We start from the raw sequence: 16,817 nt of genomic DNA, 5'->3' as shown, positions 1-16,817 counted from the left end.
CAACGATATTTGCTCTCATATCGCTTTTGTGGTGGTGCTGGGATCGGATTCAGAGGCCGCGGCCTCGATTGCAAGGAACCAATCAACCACTTAGAGCGGCAAGCATGCTATTTCTCGGCGCCGTCTTCGTGAGCTATGGCGTCTCTTCGACAATGGCCATGCCTGTGACTGAAGGCAGCGTTGCGGATATGGGAGTACTTCGTGTTGTCGCATTCACTGGCATACTTCTGGTGGCCAATGATGGGATCCCTTCCCACGCGCGTCTGCTGACCCTGCTTCGCCGATGCTGTCTACTAGCAGGCGTCTACGCAAGTCTGGGAATCGCGCAGTTCGCCACGGGAATGAGTTTTGTCGATCGTATTCCAATGCCAGGACTCAGCCAATCCGCCAGCGACGGGATCGATATCAGGGCGGGCTTCGTTCGGCCGGAGGCCACCGCGATGCACCCGCTGGAATACGCGGTAGTTCTGACAATGCTCCTGCCACTGTGCTTGACTTTCGCCATTCATGATAAACAAAGGTCCTCGTTGATTAGGTGGTTCCCGGTTGCCGCTATTGCAACGTCCGCTGCCCTCTCCGTCACGCGATCGGCTCTCGTCGGCATGGTTGTTGTCGTGTTGATTTTGTTTCCAACTTGGCCCGCAGCTGTCAGGGCAAAATTGGGAGCCTGTTTAGTGATCGGGGCAGCCGTAGTGTATGTAGCGGTTCCTGGAATGGCCGGAACAATTCTTGGTCTGTTCTCCGGCGGCGACACTAGCGTGTCCTCGAGGACAGACAGCTATGGAACGGCCATGTCTTTCTTGGAGATCAGTCCATGGTTCGGTCGGGGCTATGGAACTTTCTTGCCGTCTTATCGAATTTTGGACAATCAGTACCTCTCGCTGGCTATCGAGATTGGCGTAGTAGGACTGGCTGCGGTCCTCATCGTCATAGTGATGTCCATGGTGTTGGCGCTAGTAGCGGCCAGACGGTATACGGACAAGCTGTCGAGGTCATTGGGGGTTGCATTCTTTGCCGCCATGGCCGGCGGAGCGCTCCTGACAGCCTTCTTCGATAGTTTCGCCTTCAGCCAAGCGGGCAGCTTGCTCTTTTTCATTGCGGGCTTGTGTGGAGCCTATTGGAATACAACGCCTCCGTCAGAAATCATCAAAACTCCGAAGACCTCGTGTTTGAGGGGGAACGGTGATACGTAAATTTTCCCGTCTATTCCGTCAATCTGGAAACCGCATTTTTCGAAGGTGGTATATATTTCTGGGAACTTTGTTGTGCATGACACCGGTGCTTGTCGCCGCACAGGGAGCAACCGGTATCTACTATCTACAGGCCGATGTGGTTTTTTTGCCGCCGCCTCAATCCGTGGCCGGTAACTCCTTGCGTGGGGAACCAGGCCAGACTGTATATTTCGCAGCAATGATCGATCGCCAGCTTGCTGGTGAGGACCCAGACCCCGTGCCGTCTACGACCGATGCCCCGCTCTATGCGACGGGTCTACGGGATGCCCATTCTACGTTTCTGCCCAACAACGGAGGCCAATGGCAGACTAACTTCAACCGTCCGGTAATTGCGGTTGAGGTAGTCGGCGAAACGCATACGGAGGTGGAGGCCGACTTCGAGCGACTGCTTCGGCGCATTGAAGAACTGCGCAAGAAGCCACAAGCCGACATGGACGTCGCCGCAGACTCCTACATCACCACGACGCTGTCACCCGAGCTACCAGAGGTGCAGTACATCGGCGTTCGTTCGAAACGCGCGATGGTAGCTTTTGGAATTGTTGCCCTCGGGGCGTCCACTGGTGTGACATTAGTGGGGGACCGCCTGTTGGAGTCATGGAAGCGACGTCGTAGGCGGTCAAGGGCAGCACGACCCGAAGAAGCCTGAAGCTTTTGCCGGGACCTTTGCTCTTGATGAAGGATGGGGCGGCTTAGACGGGGAACCCGTTGCAGAAGGTGGAGTTTGCCTGAACTTGCATTTTCTCTTTTCGTCAACTGAGTATTTGGAGGCTTGGGGTCCAGCCGATATTGCCTTTCGGGGCCAGTGATATTGCTGGTGGGAGCCAGCGGCCACTGACGTGGGGGCCACCGGCTCCCACTGACGTTTTCTCATCGGGCCATGCTGGCGTACTCGCGCATTTTCTAGCGGCCGGGATCGACCCAGATGGCGATGTGGACGTGGGACTCATGATCGCACCGGCGTGTGTCGACGACGCCTGAGCCGAGCCGCTGGTGCCAGTCATTCTTGGCGTACTGGGTGCAGAAGACCCGTCGGGCCGGCGCTCCATCAGCGCCGGCAGCATGCTGCCCGTACTACCTGAATATTCGCCTCTGTGGGCTCCACCTGTGGTGCGGGGCAGCACCATGTCCCGGGATTACGATTGGCGCAGTTGAGCACCAGTACCGGCACGGACAAGCAGCACCCCATTAGGCTCCTTTCACCACGTTGGCGAGTAGCGCTGGACGGACAAAGCCTTGAGATTCACCGTCCACGAAGTGATGAGGTTCCACACCACCTACCCGGACTAAAGGTACCCCGAAACCCGTGCTCGCCAGCGAAAAGTCGACGGTCTTCTGCACGCAGTATCAGCAGAAGGACTGGCACCAGCTCTGCTCGGCTCCGCCGTCCACGCGGACGCAATCATGGACCGCATCATCCACGACACGGTCCGGGTCGAAACTGGCAACTACAACATGCGGAAGCATACGGTGCTGGGCGGCGTCTAATCCATGGCGGAGAGCATCGGTGGCGCTATGTCAGAACGTTACTGGTGCTCTCTCGCACGATCGGTGGTACTGAGTCGCACGATCGGGTGGGGCTCAAGCCTCAAATACTCATGCTCCCGGCAGGGTGAGCGAGAAGCCATCGATTGATCACCCGCAACGTGAAGGCTGCGTACCTCTTCAAGAACTTGTTTTGCCCCTGGTGCTTGCCCTTCGTCGCGTGCCCTATACACGCGACGGAAGGAGCCTAAACTAGATGGCTCCACCAGCGCCATAACCGGCACTCAAGACCGCCAATGCCGAATGTGGCTAGTGGCCCCGACAGCACGTGTGTTTCGTCAACTCGAAGTCGGCCATTAAAGCGCTAAGAATCAGGCCACTGCGGCACGCTTTCCTGCCAAATCAGCACCAAGCTATTTCATCAGCGCATTTTTGACCCGGTAGGACTCCCCGCGGAACTGCAAAAGACGACCGTGATGGACGAGGCGATCGATCACCGCGGCAGCCATGTTGTCGTCGCCGAACACGGTTCCCCACCGGGAGAATTCCAAATTTGTTGTCAAAATCAGACTCTGTTTTTCATACGCATCCGATATGACTTGGAACAACAGGCGTGCCCCTTCGGTATCAATAGGCAGATAGCCAAGCTCGTCAATAATCAAAACCCGGTTCCTGGCCAAGGCAGCGAGTTCCTTATCCAGACGTTGCTCCTCCTTGGCCCGACGCAACTGCATCACCAACGCCGAGGTCGTGAAGAACCTCGCCGGGATGCCCTTCCGGCAGGCAGCGGCAGCCAACGCCGATGCCAGATGCGTCTTGCCGGTGCCCACGTCGCCATAAAGGACAAGGTCCTGGGCCTGGTCAATGAAGTCCAGCGAGAGCAATGCCTCGCGGCCATAATCGGTCGGGAACCGCACCGCCGACCAGTCATAGCCCTCCACGGACTTCAGTGCCGGCAGCCGGGCAGCACGAAGCAGACGCTGGCGACGGGATTCCTGCCTCGAGGCATGCTCCGCCTGCAGGATCCCCAACAGGTATTCACGCTGCTTCGGAGTCCCCTTCAGCGCCCATTGCTCCAGAACACTGCTCGTCAACGACGCCGCCCTACCGGCGTCCACGATGTCCTGGACCTCCACGACCGCGCTCATGCCGGTTCTCCGGCAGTGGCGACGAGGTTGTCATAAACGCCCAGGTCCACCCCGGACACGTCAGGTTCGGCCCCGTTGGCGATCCGGCGGGCGAGCATCCCCAAACCGGCGGCATCCGGGGCATCGCCGCGACGTATCAGAGTCTCGGCTGCCTGTACGGCGGCATCGAAACCGGCCGAGCCCGCAGCGGCGTCCACCGCGTTGAACAGGCGTCGCCGATCCGGTGACCTGGCGGTATCGAGCCAGTCACGCACCGGGTCCGGAACCAGCTCACGCAGCGGTGAATGCGACCATGAACCGGGCTTGCGCTCCAACAACGGCAACAACGTCGCCGGCTCGAACACCGTCTTGGACTGCTTGCCGAAGACCCGGTTGAACGTGATGACGGGTTCTGCTTGCTCGTCGAGGATCTCGACCTTGTCGTGGCGCAGCCCGACCGTGAGGTCACGCGAATGCATCGAGGGTCCGGCGGCGTAGGTGTTGCCGTCAATGAGGACGTTCCCGGTCTTGTCGGCCCTACGGGACTCGTAGCGCACCGGGTCGAAACCAACCCCGGGCAACTCCATCGACGCGGCGATGTCCTCGGAGAAGAGTTCACCGATGGCCAGGCCCTTGCGCCAATGCGTGGCGGTGGCCAGTTCCTCGCAACGGGCCAGCAGGACCTCATTGAGGCCAGCCAGGGATTCGGCTTCGGGCTCGGGGACCATGAAGTTGCGGCGCAGGAACCCGACCGCGTTTTCCACGTTGCCCTTTTCATTCCCGGAGTTCGGGTTGCAGTAGCGTGCCTGGGCACGGTAATGCAGCTTGAACGCGGAGAACAGTTTGGACTCCACGACCTTCTCCCCGGTGCGCCGGCCGACGCCGGTCGCGTTGTCGAAGACCAAGTGCCGTGGGGCGGCACCCATGCGTTCGAAGATGGTGCGCAGCCCGTGGCAGACACATTCCGCCGTTTCGCCGCGGTAGGCCTGCACGAAGCGCATGTTCGAAAACGGGAACGTGATCACCAGGATATGAAGCAGCTGCCGCACCCCGGCGATGATGGCTTCGGCTTGGCCGAAATCGACCTGCGCGCTCCCCGCGGGCCAGACTAGTTCCGCGTAGCCCTCGCCCGGTCTCCGGTGCCGGGTGTGAAAGCGCTTCACGTGGCGTTGGACCGGGGAATAGGAGCCTGAGAAACCGTGCTCGGCGACCAGACGGTCGAAGACGCGCTTGGCGGTATGGCGTTGTTTGCGTGCGCGTCGCGCATCCTCTCTGAGCCAGGTATCGATGGTCTCCTCAAACCCTGCCAGCACCGAACCACCGGGGCGTGTTTGTGGTGTTGGTGGTGTTGGCGAGCAATCCTCGAGCCCGACGTACTTGGCCACGGAGTCGCGGCTGATGCCCAGCTGTCGGGCGATCGCCCGCCCTGTGGCTCCCTCGGCGTCCAGACGCCTGATATCTTCTTGCATGGACATGGGTACCGTCATCTGCTTTCCAGCCCTTCCGGCGCCATTTGCTAGTGGAATGGCGGCGCCGTAAGGAACTTATATGAGTGGTGGCGGGCCCATGTCCTTCCTTCCTTTTCGGGCATGGTCCTGGCCATCAGGGTGATCATTTCTCAGAGCGCTTTTCCCGGTTTGGGTTGTCGCTGTGGTGGCCGGATTCTTATCGCTCTTTTGGCGGGATTCCTGCCACTAACTTGGCAGGTTTTCCTTGCTGAACTGGCCTACAAACAGTCGATCACACACAGCACGACTGGTGGACGCAGTGAAGCGAATATTCAGTCAACCGTTTATTCCTAATTCTCAGCGGGCCACAAAACAATCCTACGAGTGCATTCTTGGGCTCTTCGATGCCTAATGAACCTGGCTGACGTGGCTGGGAGTCTAGATTGGCTGGCTGGAACCAGCATGTTTGGAGGATCGTCGATTAGATCGGGTTTGCCTCGTAGGCGGGGATGGAAAGCACAATCCTGGTCTCTACCGATCGAGAAGTATCCAATCCGACCCTGCAACGTGAAGATATACTTGGATGGAGGAAAAAACAGGAGCTCTGATCGTAGGGGAAAGGATCGGGGCGTCAAACACGGGGGAGCGCAGACGAGAACAGACTGGGTAGAGGAGCCCTGAAGTGCATCGTCAGGGTGGTTCAAAGCTCGTTCATGGCCCCGCTTGGACTCCCAGTCTGGATCCATCCTGGGCAGGCGTCCAAGCCCGCAGTGAATATTTGATCTCGATCAAACCTGACCTTACGGCGCTCCTGCCTCATTGATTCAACTGCTAGTGAATATGAGATCAACAAAGTAGTTGGACCTTTTCCAAGTGCTTGTGGGGCTGGTTCCTCCGCTTTCTCCGTAGCGGTATTTTCCGTTTTCTTGTGACACGGTGACGGGGCCTGTTGAAAGGTCGGAGAAGTCCGTCCCTGAGCGGAAAACATATGTACCAACCTCGGTGAAGTAGCTAATAGTGTAATCTCCTGGCGGCAACCCGATCGGAGTCGGTAGAGCAGCATATTGCCAGCCAGCGCTCGTTCCACCAATAAACTCAACCGAGCCTAGTTGAGTTCCTGAAGCATCGTAGATGTGGCCCGTGGTCTCTTCGCCAGTAGATTCAGGGCGATAATACCGGATCCCGTGGGCAGTGATCGTCTCTGTTGTCGTAAATTCAAGTCCAAGTTCGACGCCCTCATTGTCTGCCGCGACCGGCGCGGAAACTGTTGAATCTCCCAACAAATCCAAGGCTTCTGTAGGAATCGGATCAGTAGACTCGCTGGGCGAGGGGCTTGGACCAGCAGAATTGCTGGGTGAGGGGCTTGGATCAGCAGAATCGCTGGGGGCAACGCTTGGAGAAGACGATGGAGACGGGGCGGGTGACGACGTCGATGACGACGGTGTTTCGCTTGGTGACGAAGTCTGCGGCGGAGCGACTGCATAGATGAGGTCAACGAAGTAGTTCGCGTCGTTCCAAGACTCATTAGGAAGTGTGGGTTGCTCCCCGTATGCGAAAAGACCGTTGGCGCCTTCAAGTTTCAGCGAACCATTCGTCGTGAATTCGGATAGGCCGGAAGGAGTGTACGCGTAGCCGCCTTCTGGAGCGTGGTAGGAAACAGTAAAGACATCACCCTTTTCGATTCTTACTGGATTGTCCAATGTTGCCATCTGCCACCCGGAAGCGGTCTCGTTCGTGAAGGTGACTTGCGCAATTCTTTCTCCGGCGGCATTCCAAATCGATCCGGTGTGCGTCCCTCCCGCGTTCGGTCCGCGATAGTAGCGAAGTGCTGTCACGTCCAAAGCTTCGGATGCCTTTAAACGAAGTCCTAGTTCGACAGCGTCGGGATCATGCGGATCTAGCTCAGTGGGCTCCGTGTTGCCGAGGACGGACGTCTTATTGTTGCCATTTGCGCTTCCGAAAGCCCAACCAATGTTCGGCATAGTTGATCCGTCATTGGAACTGACATTCTTGAGTGTTACGAGTATGTTCTCGCCTTTGGGGAGGTCTTCTTCGGCCGAGAAAGTGAGTGTTTTACCGTCGGCTGAGAGAGCAACATCACCGACAATATTCCCGGATGAGGATTCTGCCGTCAGTGTATAACCTGGAGCGAGGGGGCGGTTGAACGTGGCTTTCACCTCGGAATCGAGAGGAACATCCACGCTCCCTGGTTCTGGGGTACGGGATGCCAAAGCCATAGGCGCTGCATCTGGCTGGAATGAAACATCGACGAGATAGCTCGTTGAAATGCTCTGCGCGGGGAAACCATCGGCATAAACGAACTGTCCCGCCTGTTCGCCTGTGCGAAGCGGTCCAGCGACAGTGGGGTCTGACAGGGCCCCGATGGCTACGGAATAACTTCCCTGAGTCGTATATGCAGCAACGTATTCGGTGTCAGCATTGAGCCGAATCGGAGAGGCGAACTTAGCGTATTGCCAACCAGAGACGGACGTATTAGGGAACTCGACTTCAGCAAGTGTGCTGCCGTCCATGCGATATATCTTGCCCGTATGAGGGCCATCATTTCCCTCTGCCTTGTAATATTCCATACCGCGAAGCTCGCCACTCGTGTCCGTGGCGAAGCGTGTGCCAAGTGTCAGGGGTGTGTTTTCATCGATGAGTCCAACGTCGGGCAGTGTTGAATCGGAGAAAAGCCCGCATGGGCAATCGCCATCGGCCCGGTCAGGTTTGGCCGTTCGGAATGACCACTCGCTGCCTCGTTGGATGACGTTACCCTTCGGATCTTCAGCTGTTGCAGTGGCTGTGTATTCCGTGCCGGCTTTCAATGAGGCTGATGGTTCGAATGTCGCCTTAAGGGTTTCGGGATCGTAGGTAGTTGATCCAGCCACGTTTCCGTCTTTATCAGCGAGACCGATGTTAACTGACTCGGCGGATACGGGCTTCGACATGATCGTTGATATCGGTGTCGTAGTCGGGACGCTGACGGCAGTGTCGGCTGGCTGATGACCACCGGCAGCAAGTGGAACGGCGTCCAAAGATTCGAATATGGCGTCTACATAGTAGTTGCTCTGTCGGAAACTGCTTGCAGGAAACCCTCCATTTGTGTCGTAGAGACCGGCGCTTTCTACTCCGAACCCACCCGGTACGGTGAGTGGAGCAGCTAAAATCCCACGGTAGGAAAAGTAGAGCTCGTCAGCCGAGTAGCCGCCGTTTGGGGCCGCGTAGGAAACGACGTAGTCGGCGCCAGCCTTGACCCGGACGGGTTCGCTGAATTGCGTTTGCTGCCACCCATCTGCTGACTCGTCAACGAATGTCGCTCGGGCCAACCGTCGGCCATCCATGGCCCACAAGGAACCTGTGTGAGTGCCAACGTTTGCAGTGCTCTTGAAGAACCTGACGCCAGAAATGTAGCCGTCAGATTGCGGACTGAAATGTAGCCCCAATTCGACTGGGTCCGTATCCTCGGCATCGACGCGGGCCGGAACATTTTTACCGAAGACGCTGTACGGCCCCTCGACGTCCAACGCCACAACGGCTGCTGTTGCAGGGTAGTTGCCGCTGTCATCGATGGCCCGTACCAAGACTTCGGCTTCGCCCATACCTTGCTGGATGTAGTTGATTGTCCAATTGGCCCCACCGGTCGCTGGACGCCATGAGGAGCCGCCATCTACGGAGTATTCCACGCCGGCAACTACTCCTCCAGCGTCAGTCGCAGTTCCTGCGAGGTCTACCTCATCGCCGTTCTTCACAGCTTTGCTGGGCTTGGAGGTGACGGAGATGACGGGCGGAGTTTCGTCGGATGTGGCGGTTGCCGAGACTAGCCCATCCATCAGTGTCTCTGGCTGCGCACCCATGTCGGCCAGAAGGTTAACCTGAGCTTGCTGCATGCGAGGATCACCAGGCTGATCCTCTCCTGGATGCCAATCATCCAGTCCCCAAGTCCACTGGATACTACCTGCTGAAAATACCCGAGCTCCGCTCGGTGCTTTGTACATGGTCAGGTGATGAGTTGTTTCCCCCGGGGTAACAACGTTGCCGAAGTCTCGCAGATATTGCGGCACTTCTCCCTTTGTCGTCGAAAGATGGATGAGTCCCGCAGGACGGAAACCGTTATCAACGTCCTCATTGGACTCGTAGCCGATGGTATTCGGGGCGAGTTCTTCAACGGCCCCGGGCGGCTGGGAAGCGAGCCCCGTGTCGCGCCATAATCGGAGCTTTCCCTCTTCGGAATTGACGGAAACGGGTAATAACCCGTCGTTGACCATATATGCAGTGCCAGTCAAAGCATTTTCGGGTTTGCCACCGCCCTTGTCCTGTGGGCTGAATCGCGGATCTCGCCACGTTCCGGTCCACTCTGGTGAAGGATCGATCTTATAGTTGGACCACGTCTCTTTATAACTAACGAGCGTGCGATAGTCGGCGTCGTCGGTGGTTGACGGCTCGTAGCGGGTGCGCCAGTATCCCTCGTTCCCAGTGAGGAACTGGAGGTTGACTCCTGCATCTCGCGCTTCCTCTAGATGGGAACGCTGTTTGGCAGACCAGTACTCATCGTGGCCGACTGAGAGGACCGTATTGTGATTAAGTAACTCTTCCCCCCGTCGATCCGTATCAACGCCAGAGAAATAACTGACATCGTATCCATTCCTCTCGAGAAATCTCACGAGTGGGTACTCTGCTCCGAAATAGAAGTCTCTGGCTTCAACTCCATTTCGTGTCTCAAAGGGGCGATTGTAGCTGATTTTGTAGGCACGACCGTTGGCGGCGCCCTGGTAGAAATCGGAGCCACCGTACTTGTTGTAGGCATGCCACGTGGGATCCGAGGTCTGGAACAGAACGTCTGAGTGACTTGAATCATCTCTGACGATAAAAGTAATATGGCTACTGCCTCCGGTATCCGTGCGCGTCAATTTAGCCAGATACACGCCTGAAACTGCCTCTGCGGGTACCTGCCAAGCAGCGGAGACCGCCCAAGTTCCGCAGTCCGTCAGCTCAGTCGCAACATCCGACAAACACTCCGGTTGATGCTGAGGCAAGGAAGCTGCAGGTTGAATGCTGTCGATCTTGCGTGCACCGAGTCCTTGGTACCAGCCCGTTCGGTAGATATCGATGGAGTATTTAGTGGCGTCGGTATCGATCTTGAAATCGATCTGACTGCCGACGTTCACACTGATGTCAGTGGCGAATCCTTGGATTGTGCTATCGCCTGCTCCTTGGATATCCCAGTCTTGCCAGGGGTTCCCAGGTTTGCTATTTTCGCAAACGATTGGATTGGAGCCTGCGTCACACGAATCTGCTGACGCAGGAATAGGAGCCGTAGTCATAGGCACTAGAAGCAGCGCTGCGGCGATGCCGATGCCGGTTGTTCGACATGACTCACGCACAAAGCCACGAAGGCCCTGAATGACCCGTTCACGAAAAGTCATTGGAACTCCTTGGCTGTGGTCCTCGCGGCTTGGAACCGTTCAACTGGTCATTGGCGAAATAGCAATATCCACCCGTTTGAACTCAGACTAGGGAGGGTGCTACCCAGTGGCAATGGAAGGGACAGGGGAACGCGTAAAATCGAGTACTCTCTCCCACCCTGAGCGCAAAGAACAGGTGCTGCAGCTCTTTAAAGGGAGTATCGGCTACTTGCCCCTTGCATCCCGGCTACTTTCATCACGCTCCCACCCAGTGCTACCCGTCACAATGCGGTGACGGTGAAAACGTGCCATGGTTACGAAACCCGCGTAAATTGCCGCGTCGATTGCGCTGAACGGCCCATTCACGGAGGCAAGCAGCTCACGGACGGATTGTTTCGTCGTCCTTTGGTGGATGGTCCTCGCGGCACCGGCTTCAAGTTCCCGCTGACCACGGTAGTTTCGCCGCAAAATGGCCATAAGTGCGCTCGTGTTTCGTGGGGTAACGACTTGGACGGGGGGAGTGTGGAGTACGACTTTCTCATCCCTGGTGAACTGCTGATCCACGTAGAGATCGTCGGCCGTGACAGCTGGAAACTTGCCGAACCTTGCGTGCCCTCGTTCAGCTAGGGCATATGCGCCGGCGCCCCATAGTGCTTCATTTGTCGTCGGAATGCGACGCCTCGCACGGTAGAAGGCCTTCACCAGCCAACTGGCGCCACCATCGTCGTAGCGGAAGGCCGGCCGCGCTGCCAGAATACTGTCTTGTTCGAGCCGGTCGAACAACATGCGAAGCGCAGTTGGGCTGATTGCGATGTCTGCGTCTAAATACAGCCGCGGCCATGCAGTGGCAACGGAGTCTGCTGCGTTGAGTGCGGAAATTTTGGAAGCAGTTTCGACTTCCAGAACACGCACCCCGTCGAAGGCCTTGGCAATCGTGGCTGTGTCGTCATGACACCCGTTGCAGGCCACGATGATATCCACCCGACCGGTCTTGAGTACCGGTGCCAAACTGCTGAGTGTGGCACCAATGACCTTCGCTTCGTTGTGTGCGGGAATGACGACTGCGCCCCGAGGGAAGTCTTTGAGCACATGCGTTAAACGTTGGGCAGCCGTTGGGCCCGGTAGAGATGCCCAACTGGATTCGTCCATGATCGTTCGGAAGATACCAAGCCTCGTTGGTAGGTAGAAACGGAGCAACTCTGTGAGGGCGACAGCATTTCTGAACCACCGAGCGTAGCGGACATCGTGGTATTTACGAATGTAGCGAACTCGATTGACTGCAAGCAGCGCATTGAGCTCGGAGGACGTCCCAGACCCTCCACCATGGTGGACCATTTGTGCTGAGGGCTCGTACCACGCCGTTTCTCCTGATTCCCGTGCACGGCGGAAGTAGTCGACTTCTTCGGAATACAAGAAAAATTGCTCATCCCAGTCTCCGAGGCGTATGGCCAAATCAGCTCGAACCAAGATGGCAGCTCCTGATGCCCAATGAACACGGTGGGCGTGCTGGTAGCTCTCCGGGGCATAGTCTGTTTCAGCCAACCAGGCTGGGCGGGAAGGCCATTTTTCTCCGAAGAAGGCATCGCCAAACGCCGTGACCACGGTGGGTTCACGACGTAGCGATTGGTAGGTGGTTCCGTCGCTTTCCAGCAATTTAGGAACGACAAGTCCTGCATCCGAGGTGAGAAGCCGGTGGTAAAGAGCCGAGATAGCGCCACGGCCAACTTCTAGGTCGGGATTCAAAATCAATACGGCCTCAGTATCGCCAGCAACACGACGCGCGGCATTAATACCACTGGCGTAGCCCAAATTTCCGCCAGTCGAAAGAGCATAAGCGTCCGGGTACGCATCAAGGGATCGGAGCGTTTCGTCGGCAGAATCATTGTCGGCTACAACGACACGGAGGCGAAGATCCCGTGCTTCGAGTCGCAGACTGGACATCAACGCTTCCAACGCAGGTTCGCTGTTGTAGGTGACGATGTAGACGACGACGTCGGCTGGTTCGTCGGCACAGATGAAGGCACCTTCACTATTACCACTCAGCGGGAGCCGTGATTCGAGTTGCCTGTTTGACGGTTCCGTACTCACCCCAGGAGGGACGACAGAACTGTGGCGCCGCATCTGTAGCAGGCTGGGTGGATCGTCGACCAGGTAACGGCGAGCGAGTCGTCGAGGTTCTAGAGCCAGACGCCAAGCCCATTCGAGGCCATGAGTGCTGGTCCATTCTGGGGCTCGGCGGATAGAGCCGGCAAGAAAGTCCACGACAGCACCAAAAGCCAACAGCACGTTGGCTCCGGTGCTTGCTCCATATTTGGCCATCCATAGTTCTTGACGCGGTTTGCCCAGCCCAACGATGAGGACTTGGACACCTGATGAGCGGATCGTCCTGGCAAGGTCAACTGAGGCGTTATGGTCTGCCAAATCTGAACGGGACGGTGCCCACATCCCTGCAACGACTAGTCTTGGTCTTGACTTTGTCAGCCTCCGCGAAAGCAGACGCTGGATGAGGTAAGAGCCACCAAGAAATCCTACGGTCGCGCCACTTTCCTCCGCGGCGTCGAGTAGTGGGCCGATCAGGTCGCTGCCGGCCAACCTAGGCCAGTTTTTTCCCGTAAGTCTGGCAGCTTGGGCAGCTAGAGGTGCCCCATCAAGGAGTGTCAACCATTCCATGGGACGTTCTGCATCGAGTGTCTCTGTACCACTGGTCGTTTGTTTCAGCGAATGCCCCAAAGTCCCCTGCCAGCGTCCGCCCCTGCCGAACTGGGCGATGTGGTCTAGATTCGCCGAGACTACAGAGAGGGGTAGAACCGTGGTCGAGGTGGAGTGAGAGGGCGATGCGTTAGCTCGCTTTAAGATTCGGCTGAGAGCTGCTGTCTCGTCGAAGAGGTCAACGATAATTTCAGCCAGATCGACACGTTGGTAGTTTGCCGTCATTTTAGAACCCCCAGAGAAAAACAGTTGCGGACCTTACCTTTATGGAAATTAGAAAACGGACAGCACCGACTGCGTCGTATTGGCCGACCTGCGTACTGCCCAATTTGACCCGGAGGATAAGTTGATCGCGACCTGCGGTGTGCGTGCGTTGCGAATCCCAGAACCCCGAGTTTGTATGCGAGAAGACGCTTCTCGCGGACGACAGCTTTGGGGGCGCGCCTGGCGATGAGCGAGTCGAGTTGCTTTCTAAACACGTGCCAGTCCAGTATTTTTTTCCATGTAGCGGGAACCTGTTGCTGGGCAGACCCACTCGTCTCCGACTAGTCGGAGTGGCTGCCCAGCCTCTCCGACCCAACCAACATGCTTGGCTGGCACCCCAGCAACTATGGAATACGCCGCTACGTCGCGGGTGACGACAGCACCGGCGGCAACGGTCGCCCAGGCGCCGATTGAAATGGGGGCGATACACACTGCCCGAGCGCCAATAGCAGCGCCGTGAGCTATAGTCACACCGACCGATTCCCAATCCGTAGAGCTCTTAAGGCTTCCGTCCGGATTGACGGCTCTCGGGAACAGGTCATTCGTTAAGACCGCCGCAGGTCCGACGAATACGCCATCGGCTAGTCTTGCTGGTTCATATACGAGAGCATAGTTTTGGACTTTACAGTTGCTCCCCAATTCAACTTTGGGACCGATGTAGGCACCTCGTCCGATCGTGCAGTTGTTCCCAACAACTGCACCTTCGCGAACCTGGGCCAAGTGCCATATGGTCGAATTTTCGCCAATCGTTGATGTCGTTGCAACGTCCGCAGTCTGCTCAATATGAATCATTCACTTGTCCCCAGCTGTATTTTCCCGGCTGCGAGGGCAGACAGCGACAACGTGTCGATCGCCCTTCTAACTCTTTGCCTCACCATAGGGCCGCGAATATTCGTCTACAACGTCGCCGTAGCTAATCAGGTGGAATTCGAGTACCCGGCTGCGACCGTTGCAGGAAACCATGTGGTGGTTTACGTGGTGGACACTCTTAATCGCCCCGAGCGCAACGGGTATCTTGAAATCTAGATCAAGATCTGGTGCCATCACTTAGATGGACAGAACTGGGTAGAAGCAGGGGGTGAGGGGAGTCTGTGAAGACAAAAGGCTGGATCATTGCGATTTTTGCGACCGCCCTTCTGCTGGCAGTTGTTGCCGTCGTCTTCAATAGTTTGGATCGGCCGGTAGACGCATCCTTCGCTGAAGGTGCCTCAGCAGAGTCATCGGGCAAAGCCTTGATGACGAATCGAAGCGATCCTCGCTCAGAGTCGACAAGCGCTGAGCGATCAGAAAAGGTCCCTACACCGACCGAGAGTTCCAAATTGGACCAGGAGGACGAGTCCTTGCCAACCCGGCCATCCGGGCACGGCGAGAAGAAGGCACCAGAAACGAAGAAACTCGAGGTTCCCAAGGACAAAAAGGAAGGTCCTAAGAAGCTCCCTAAGTCGAAGAAGCGTGCGCCGGTACTAACTTCATTGCCGAAGAGCGGTAGTGCGACTGGCAAGCTCAGCCGGGGTTTTCCAGCCAAAGTAGTGCCCATGCCGCCGAAAGCTGTGGCTAGCTCCTCATCGGTTCAAACCCAAGGTGAACAGGCGTTTGTGGAGGTGACGGGGCGAACCAAAGCCGAAACGAAATCAGTCTTGAAGTTCTATTCGAAGGATTTCGCGGGGAAGGGATGGGTAACCACCCAGCAATCCACCGCGAACGGCGTGACTACCTTACGCGGCGCTTACGGCGACGATTCAATCTTGGTCACGGTGCGTAGATTGCCCACGGGCCAGACGTCCTTTGCCGTCGCAGGGGTTTTCAAGGTGGATAAATAGGGATGTACCTCAGCCTTTCTGACTGGTCTTCCCGCCGCAACTCCGCCCAGCAGAATCGTGCCGCTTCGGTGGCCTTCAAAGCGTCGCCAACGGTCATCGCTCTGGGCATGGTCAGCATGCTGACTGATATTTCATCGGAATCAGTTGCGGCGATCCTTCCCTTGTACGTCACCGGGGCTCTTGGTTTGTCAATGGTCGCGTACGGCTTCCTTGAAGGCCTCCATCAAGGTCTCAGTGCTGTTGTGAGGATTGCGGCCGGCTACACCGCTGACCGAAGTGACCGCCCTAAGCCAGTTGCGCTTGCCGGCTACGGGATGTCGATGGTGGCCCGAATCGGGCTTTTGTTCGTGCAGGGTTTCGCCGGTATTACCGCCGTCGTCGGGGCCGACCGTATCGGCAAGGGTATTCGGACTGCCCCGCGCGACGCAATGATCCAGAGTGCGTCGCAGCCCGAGCACCTCGCCCGATCCTTCGGGTTACACCGTATGCTCGACACCGTCGGTGCCACCATAGGGCCGCTCCTCGCGTTCGTTGTGCTGCTCTTAGTGCCGGATGGGTACCGAGTCGTCTTCGTGGCTTCGCTCGCCGCTGCAGTCCTGGGTGTGGCAGTTTTGGCGTTAATCGTGCCCAACAAGCGACTTCGCCGGTCGATGAATTCAGCAGATGCTTCCGGAGCGGAAAAGCAGCCAGTGGAGCAAAACACTACCGGGCGACCAGCACGCCCACAGATACGTTTTCTGCTAACGGGGAAGATGCGCTGTCTCTTGGTCGCCTCGGGTTTATTAGGTTTAGTGACGGTTGGTGACGGCCTCGTGTACTTGGCTCTTATGGACCACGGGGAAATACAGACTTTGTGGTTTCCACTGCTCTTTGTCGGTGCCAACACCGTATTCTTGATACTTGCGATTCCTCTAGGACGACTCGCAGACCGGACTTCTCGGGCTGGGGTCTTTGTCCTGGGGCACCTTGCATTGGCTGGCGCTTACCTCAGCGCGGCCTTGGGAGGTTCACTTCCTACGGTGGCTTCATGCCTCGTCCTTTTAGGGGCATTCTATGCTGCGACGGATGGTGTACTGGCGGCACTCGCAGGCCAGCTATCTCCCGTGGGCGCGAAATCTACCGGTATCGCAGCAGCCCAGACTGTTGTTGCAGTAACTAGATTGGTGGCCTCTACTTCCTTCGGTGCATTGTGGGTCTTCGTGGGGGCTGTTCCGACGATCATTGGAGCTGCCGTGGTCCTGGGAGCCTTGGTTCCGATTGCATGGCTATTGCTGTCCGACCACCGCCGTGCCCGTGAAGACGGATCTACCGCATGAAATGGCGACACCAGATG

At 57.2% G+C, this 16,817-nt stretch carries 10 protein-coding genes and 1 pseudogene; 6 read left to right on the top strand and 5 right to left on the bottom strand.

The genetic code is table 11. The features are described from left to right. Positions 1-104: 104 nt before the first annotated feature. The 3 genes and pseudogenes from AC3ZI9_RS11820 to AC3ZI9_RS11810 all read left to right on the top strand — a co-directional run. The gene (locus AC3ZI9_RS11820) at positions 105-1,193 is read left to right on the top strand and encodes an O-antigen ligase family protein (RefSeq protein WP_489923604.1); all 1,089 of its coding nucleotides are present in this window, start codon (positions 105-107) and stop codon (positions 1,191-1,193) included. 76 nt (positions 1,194-1,269) lie between these two features. Continuing rightward, positions 1,270-1,878: a hypothetical protein gene (locus tag AC3ZI9_RS11815; protein ID WP_443425453.1), complete on the top strand. Its 609-nt coding sequence runs from the start codon at positions 1,270-1,272 to the stop codon at positions 1,876-1,878. Positions 1,879-2,553: 675 nt separating this feature from the next. Continuing rightward, positions 2,554-2,717 (top strand): annotated as a pseudogene (locus tag AC3ZI9_RS11810) (ATP-binding protein); the annotation flags it as partial. A 410-nt stretch (positions 2,718-3,127) separates the two neighbouring features. On the opposite strand, the gene istB reads toward AC3ZI9_RS11810, so the two are convergent. The 5 genes from istB to AC3ZI9_RS11785 form a co-directional block, all read right to left on the bottom strand. Continuing rightward, positions 3,128-3,862, bottom strand: coding sequence for an IS21-like element helper ATPase IstB (gene istB, locus AC3ZI9_RS11805; RefSeq protein WP_443349346.1), 735 nt, complete (start codon positions 3,860-3,862; stop codon positions 3,128-3,130). Beyond that, complete coding sequence (istA, locus tag AC3ZI9_RS11800) at positions 3,859-5,316, bottom strand: IS21 family transposase (RefSeq protein ID WP_443349347.1); 1,458 nt, start codon at positions 5,314-5,316, stop codon at positions 3,859-3,861. Before istA ends, istB begins: the two co-directional genes overlap by 4 nt. 797 nt (positions 5,317-6,113) lie before the next feature. Then, the gene (locus AC3ZI9_RS11795) at positions 6,114-10,712 is read right to left on the bottom strand and encodes a DUF4082 domain-containing protein (protein WP_489923603.1); all 4,599 of its coding nucleotides are present in this window, start codon (positions 10,710-10,712) and stop codon (positions 6,114-6,116) included. Between the two features lie 204 nt (positions 10,713-10,916). Then, positions 10,917-13,361: a WecB/TagA/CpsF family glycosyltransferase gene (locus AC3ZI9_RS11790; protein WP_489924040.1), complete on the bottom strand. Its 2,445-nt coding sequence runs from the start codon at positions 13,359-13,361 to the stop codon at positions 10,917-10,919. A gap of 510 nt (positions 13,362-13,871) precedes the next feature. After that, positions 13,872-14,456 carry an acyltransferase gene (locus AC3ZI9_RS11785; RefSeq protein ID WP_443425738.1) on the bottom strand — a complete coding sequence of 195 codons (585 nt, stop codon included), beginning with the start codon at positions 14,454-14,456 and terminating at the stop codon, positions 13,872-13,874. On the opposite strand from AC3ZI9_RS11785, the gene AC3ZI9_RS11780 reads away from it, so the two are divergent. From AC3ZI9_RS11780 to AC3ZI9_RS11770, 3 genes are all read left to right on the top strand, one after another. After that, on the top strand, positions 14,448-14,690 hold the full coding sequence (locus AC3ZI9_RS11780) for a hypothetical protein (protein ID WP_443425737.1): 243 nt from the start codon (positions 14,448-14,450) through the stop codon (positions 14,688-14,690). The two genes, AC3ZI9_RS11785 and AC3ZI9_RS11780, sit on opposite strands and share 9 nt — an antisense overlap. 65 nt (positions 14,691-14,755) lie before the next feature. After that, positions 14,756-15,484, top strand: a complete 729-nt coding sequence (locus AC3ZI9_RS11775; RefSeq protein ID WP_443425736.1) for a hypothetical protein — start codon at positions 14,756-14,758, stop codon at positions 15,482-15,484. 2 nt (positions 15,485-15,486) lie between these two features. Then, positions 15,487-16,800, top strand: a complete 1,314-nt coding sequence (locus AC3ZI9_RS11770) for an MFS transporter (RefSeq protein ID WP_489923602.1) — start codon at positions 15,487-15,489, stop codon at positions 16,798-16,800. The last annotated feature ends 17 nt before the right edge of the window (positions 16,801-16,817 follow it).

The organism is Arthrobacter sp. AOP36-F1-5 (assembly GCF_058137995.1).
The sequence above is the reverse complement of the archived record's forward strand: the minus strand, read 5'-3'. Positions and strand labels throughout refer to the sequence as shown.

Excerpts from the sequence above, each read along its gene's own strand:
- AC3ZI9_RS11820 (WP_489923604.1), top strand. The coding sequence starts at position 105 with ATGCTATTTCTCGGCGCCGTCTTCGTGAGCTATGGCGTCTCTTCGACA.
- AC3ZI9_RS11815 (WP_443425453.1), top strand. The coding sequence starts at position 1,270 with ATGACACCGGTGCTTGTCGCCGCACAGGGAGCAACCGGTATCTACTAT.
- istB (WP_443349346.1), bottom strand. The coding sequence starts at position 3,862 with ATGAGCGCGGTCGTGGAGGTCCAGGACATCGTGGACGCCGGTAGGGCG.
- istA (WP_443349347.1), bottom strand. The coding sequence starts at position 5,316 with ATGTCCATGCAAGAAGATATCAGGCGTCTGGACGCCGAGGGAGCCACA.
- AC3ZI9_RS11795 (WP_489923603.1), bottom strand. The coding sequence starts at position 10,712 with ATGACTTTTCGTGAACGGGTCATTCAGGGCCTTCGTGGCTTTGTGCGT.
- AC3ZI9_RS11790 (WP_489924040.1), bottom strand. The coding sequence starts at position 13,361 with ATGGAATGGTTGACACTCCTTGATGGGGCACCTCTAGCTGCCCAAGCT.
- AC3ZI9_RS11780 (WP_443425737.1), top strand. The coding sequence starts at position 14,448 with ATGAATCATTCACTTGTCCCCAGCTGTATTTTCCCGGCTGCGAGGGCA.
- AC3ZI9_RS11785 (WP_443425738.1), bottom strand. The coding sequence starts at position 14,456 with ATGATTCATATTGAGCAGACTGCGGACGTTGCAACGACATCAACGATT.
- AC3ZI9_RS11770 (WP_489923602.1), top strand. The coding sequence starts at position 15,487 with ATGTACCTCAGCCTTTCTGACTGGTCTTCCCGCCGCAACTCCGCCCAG.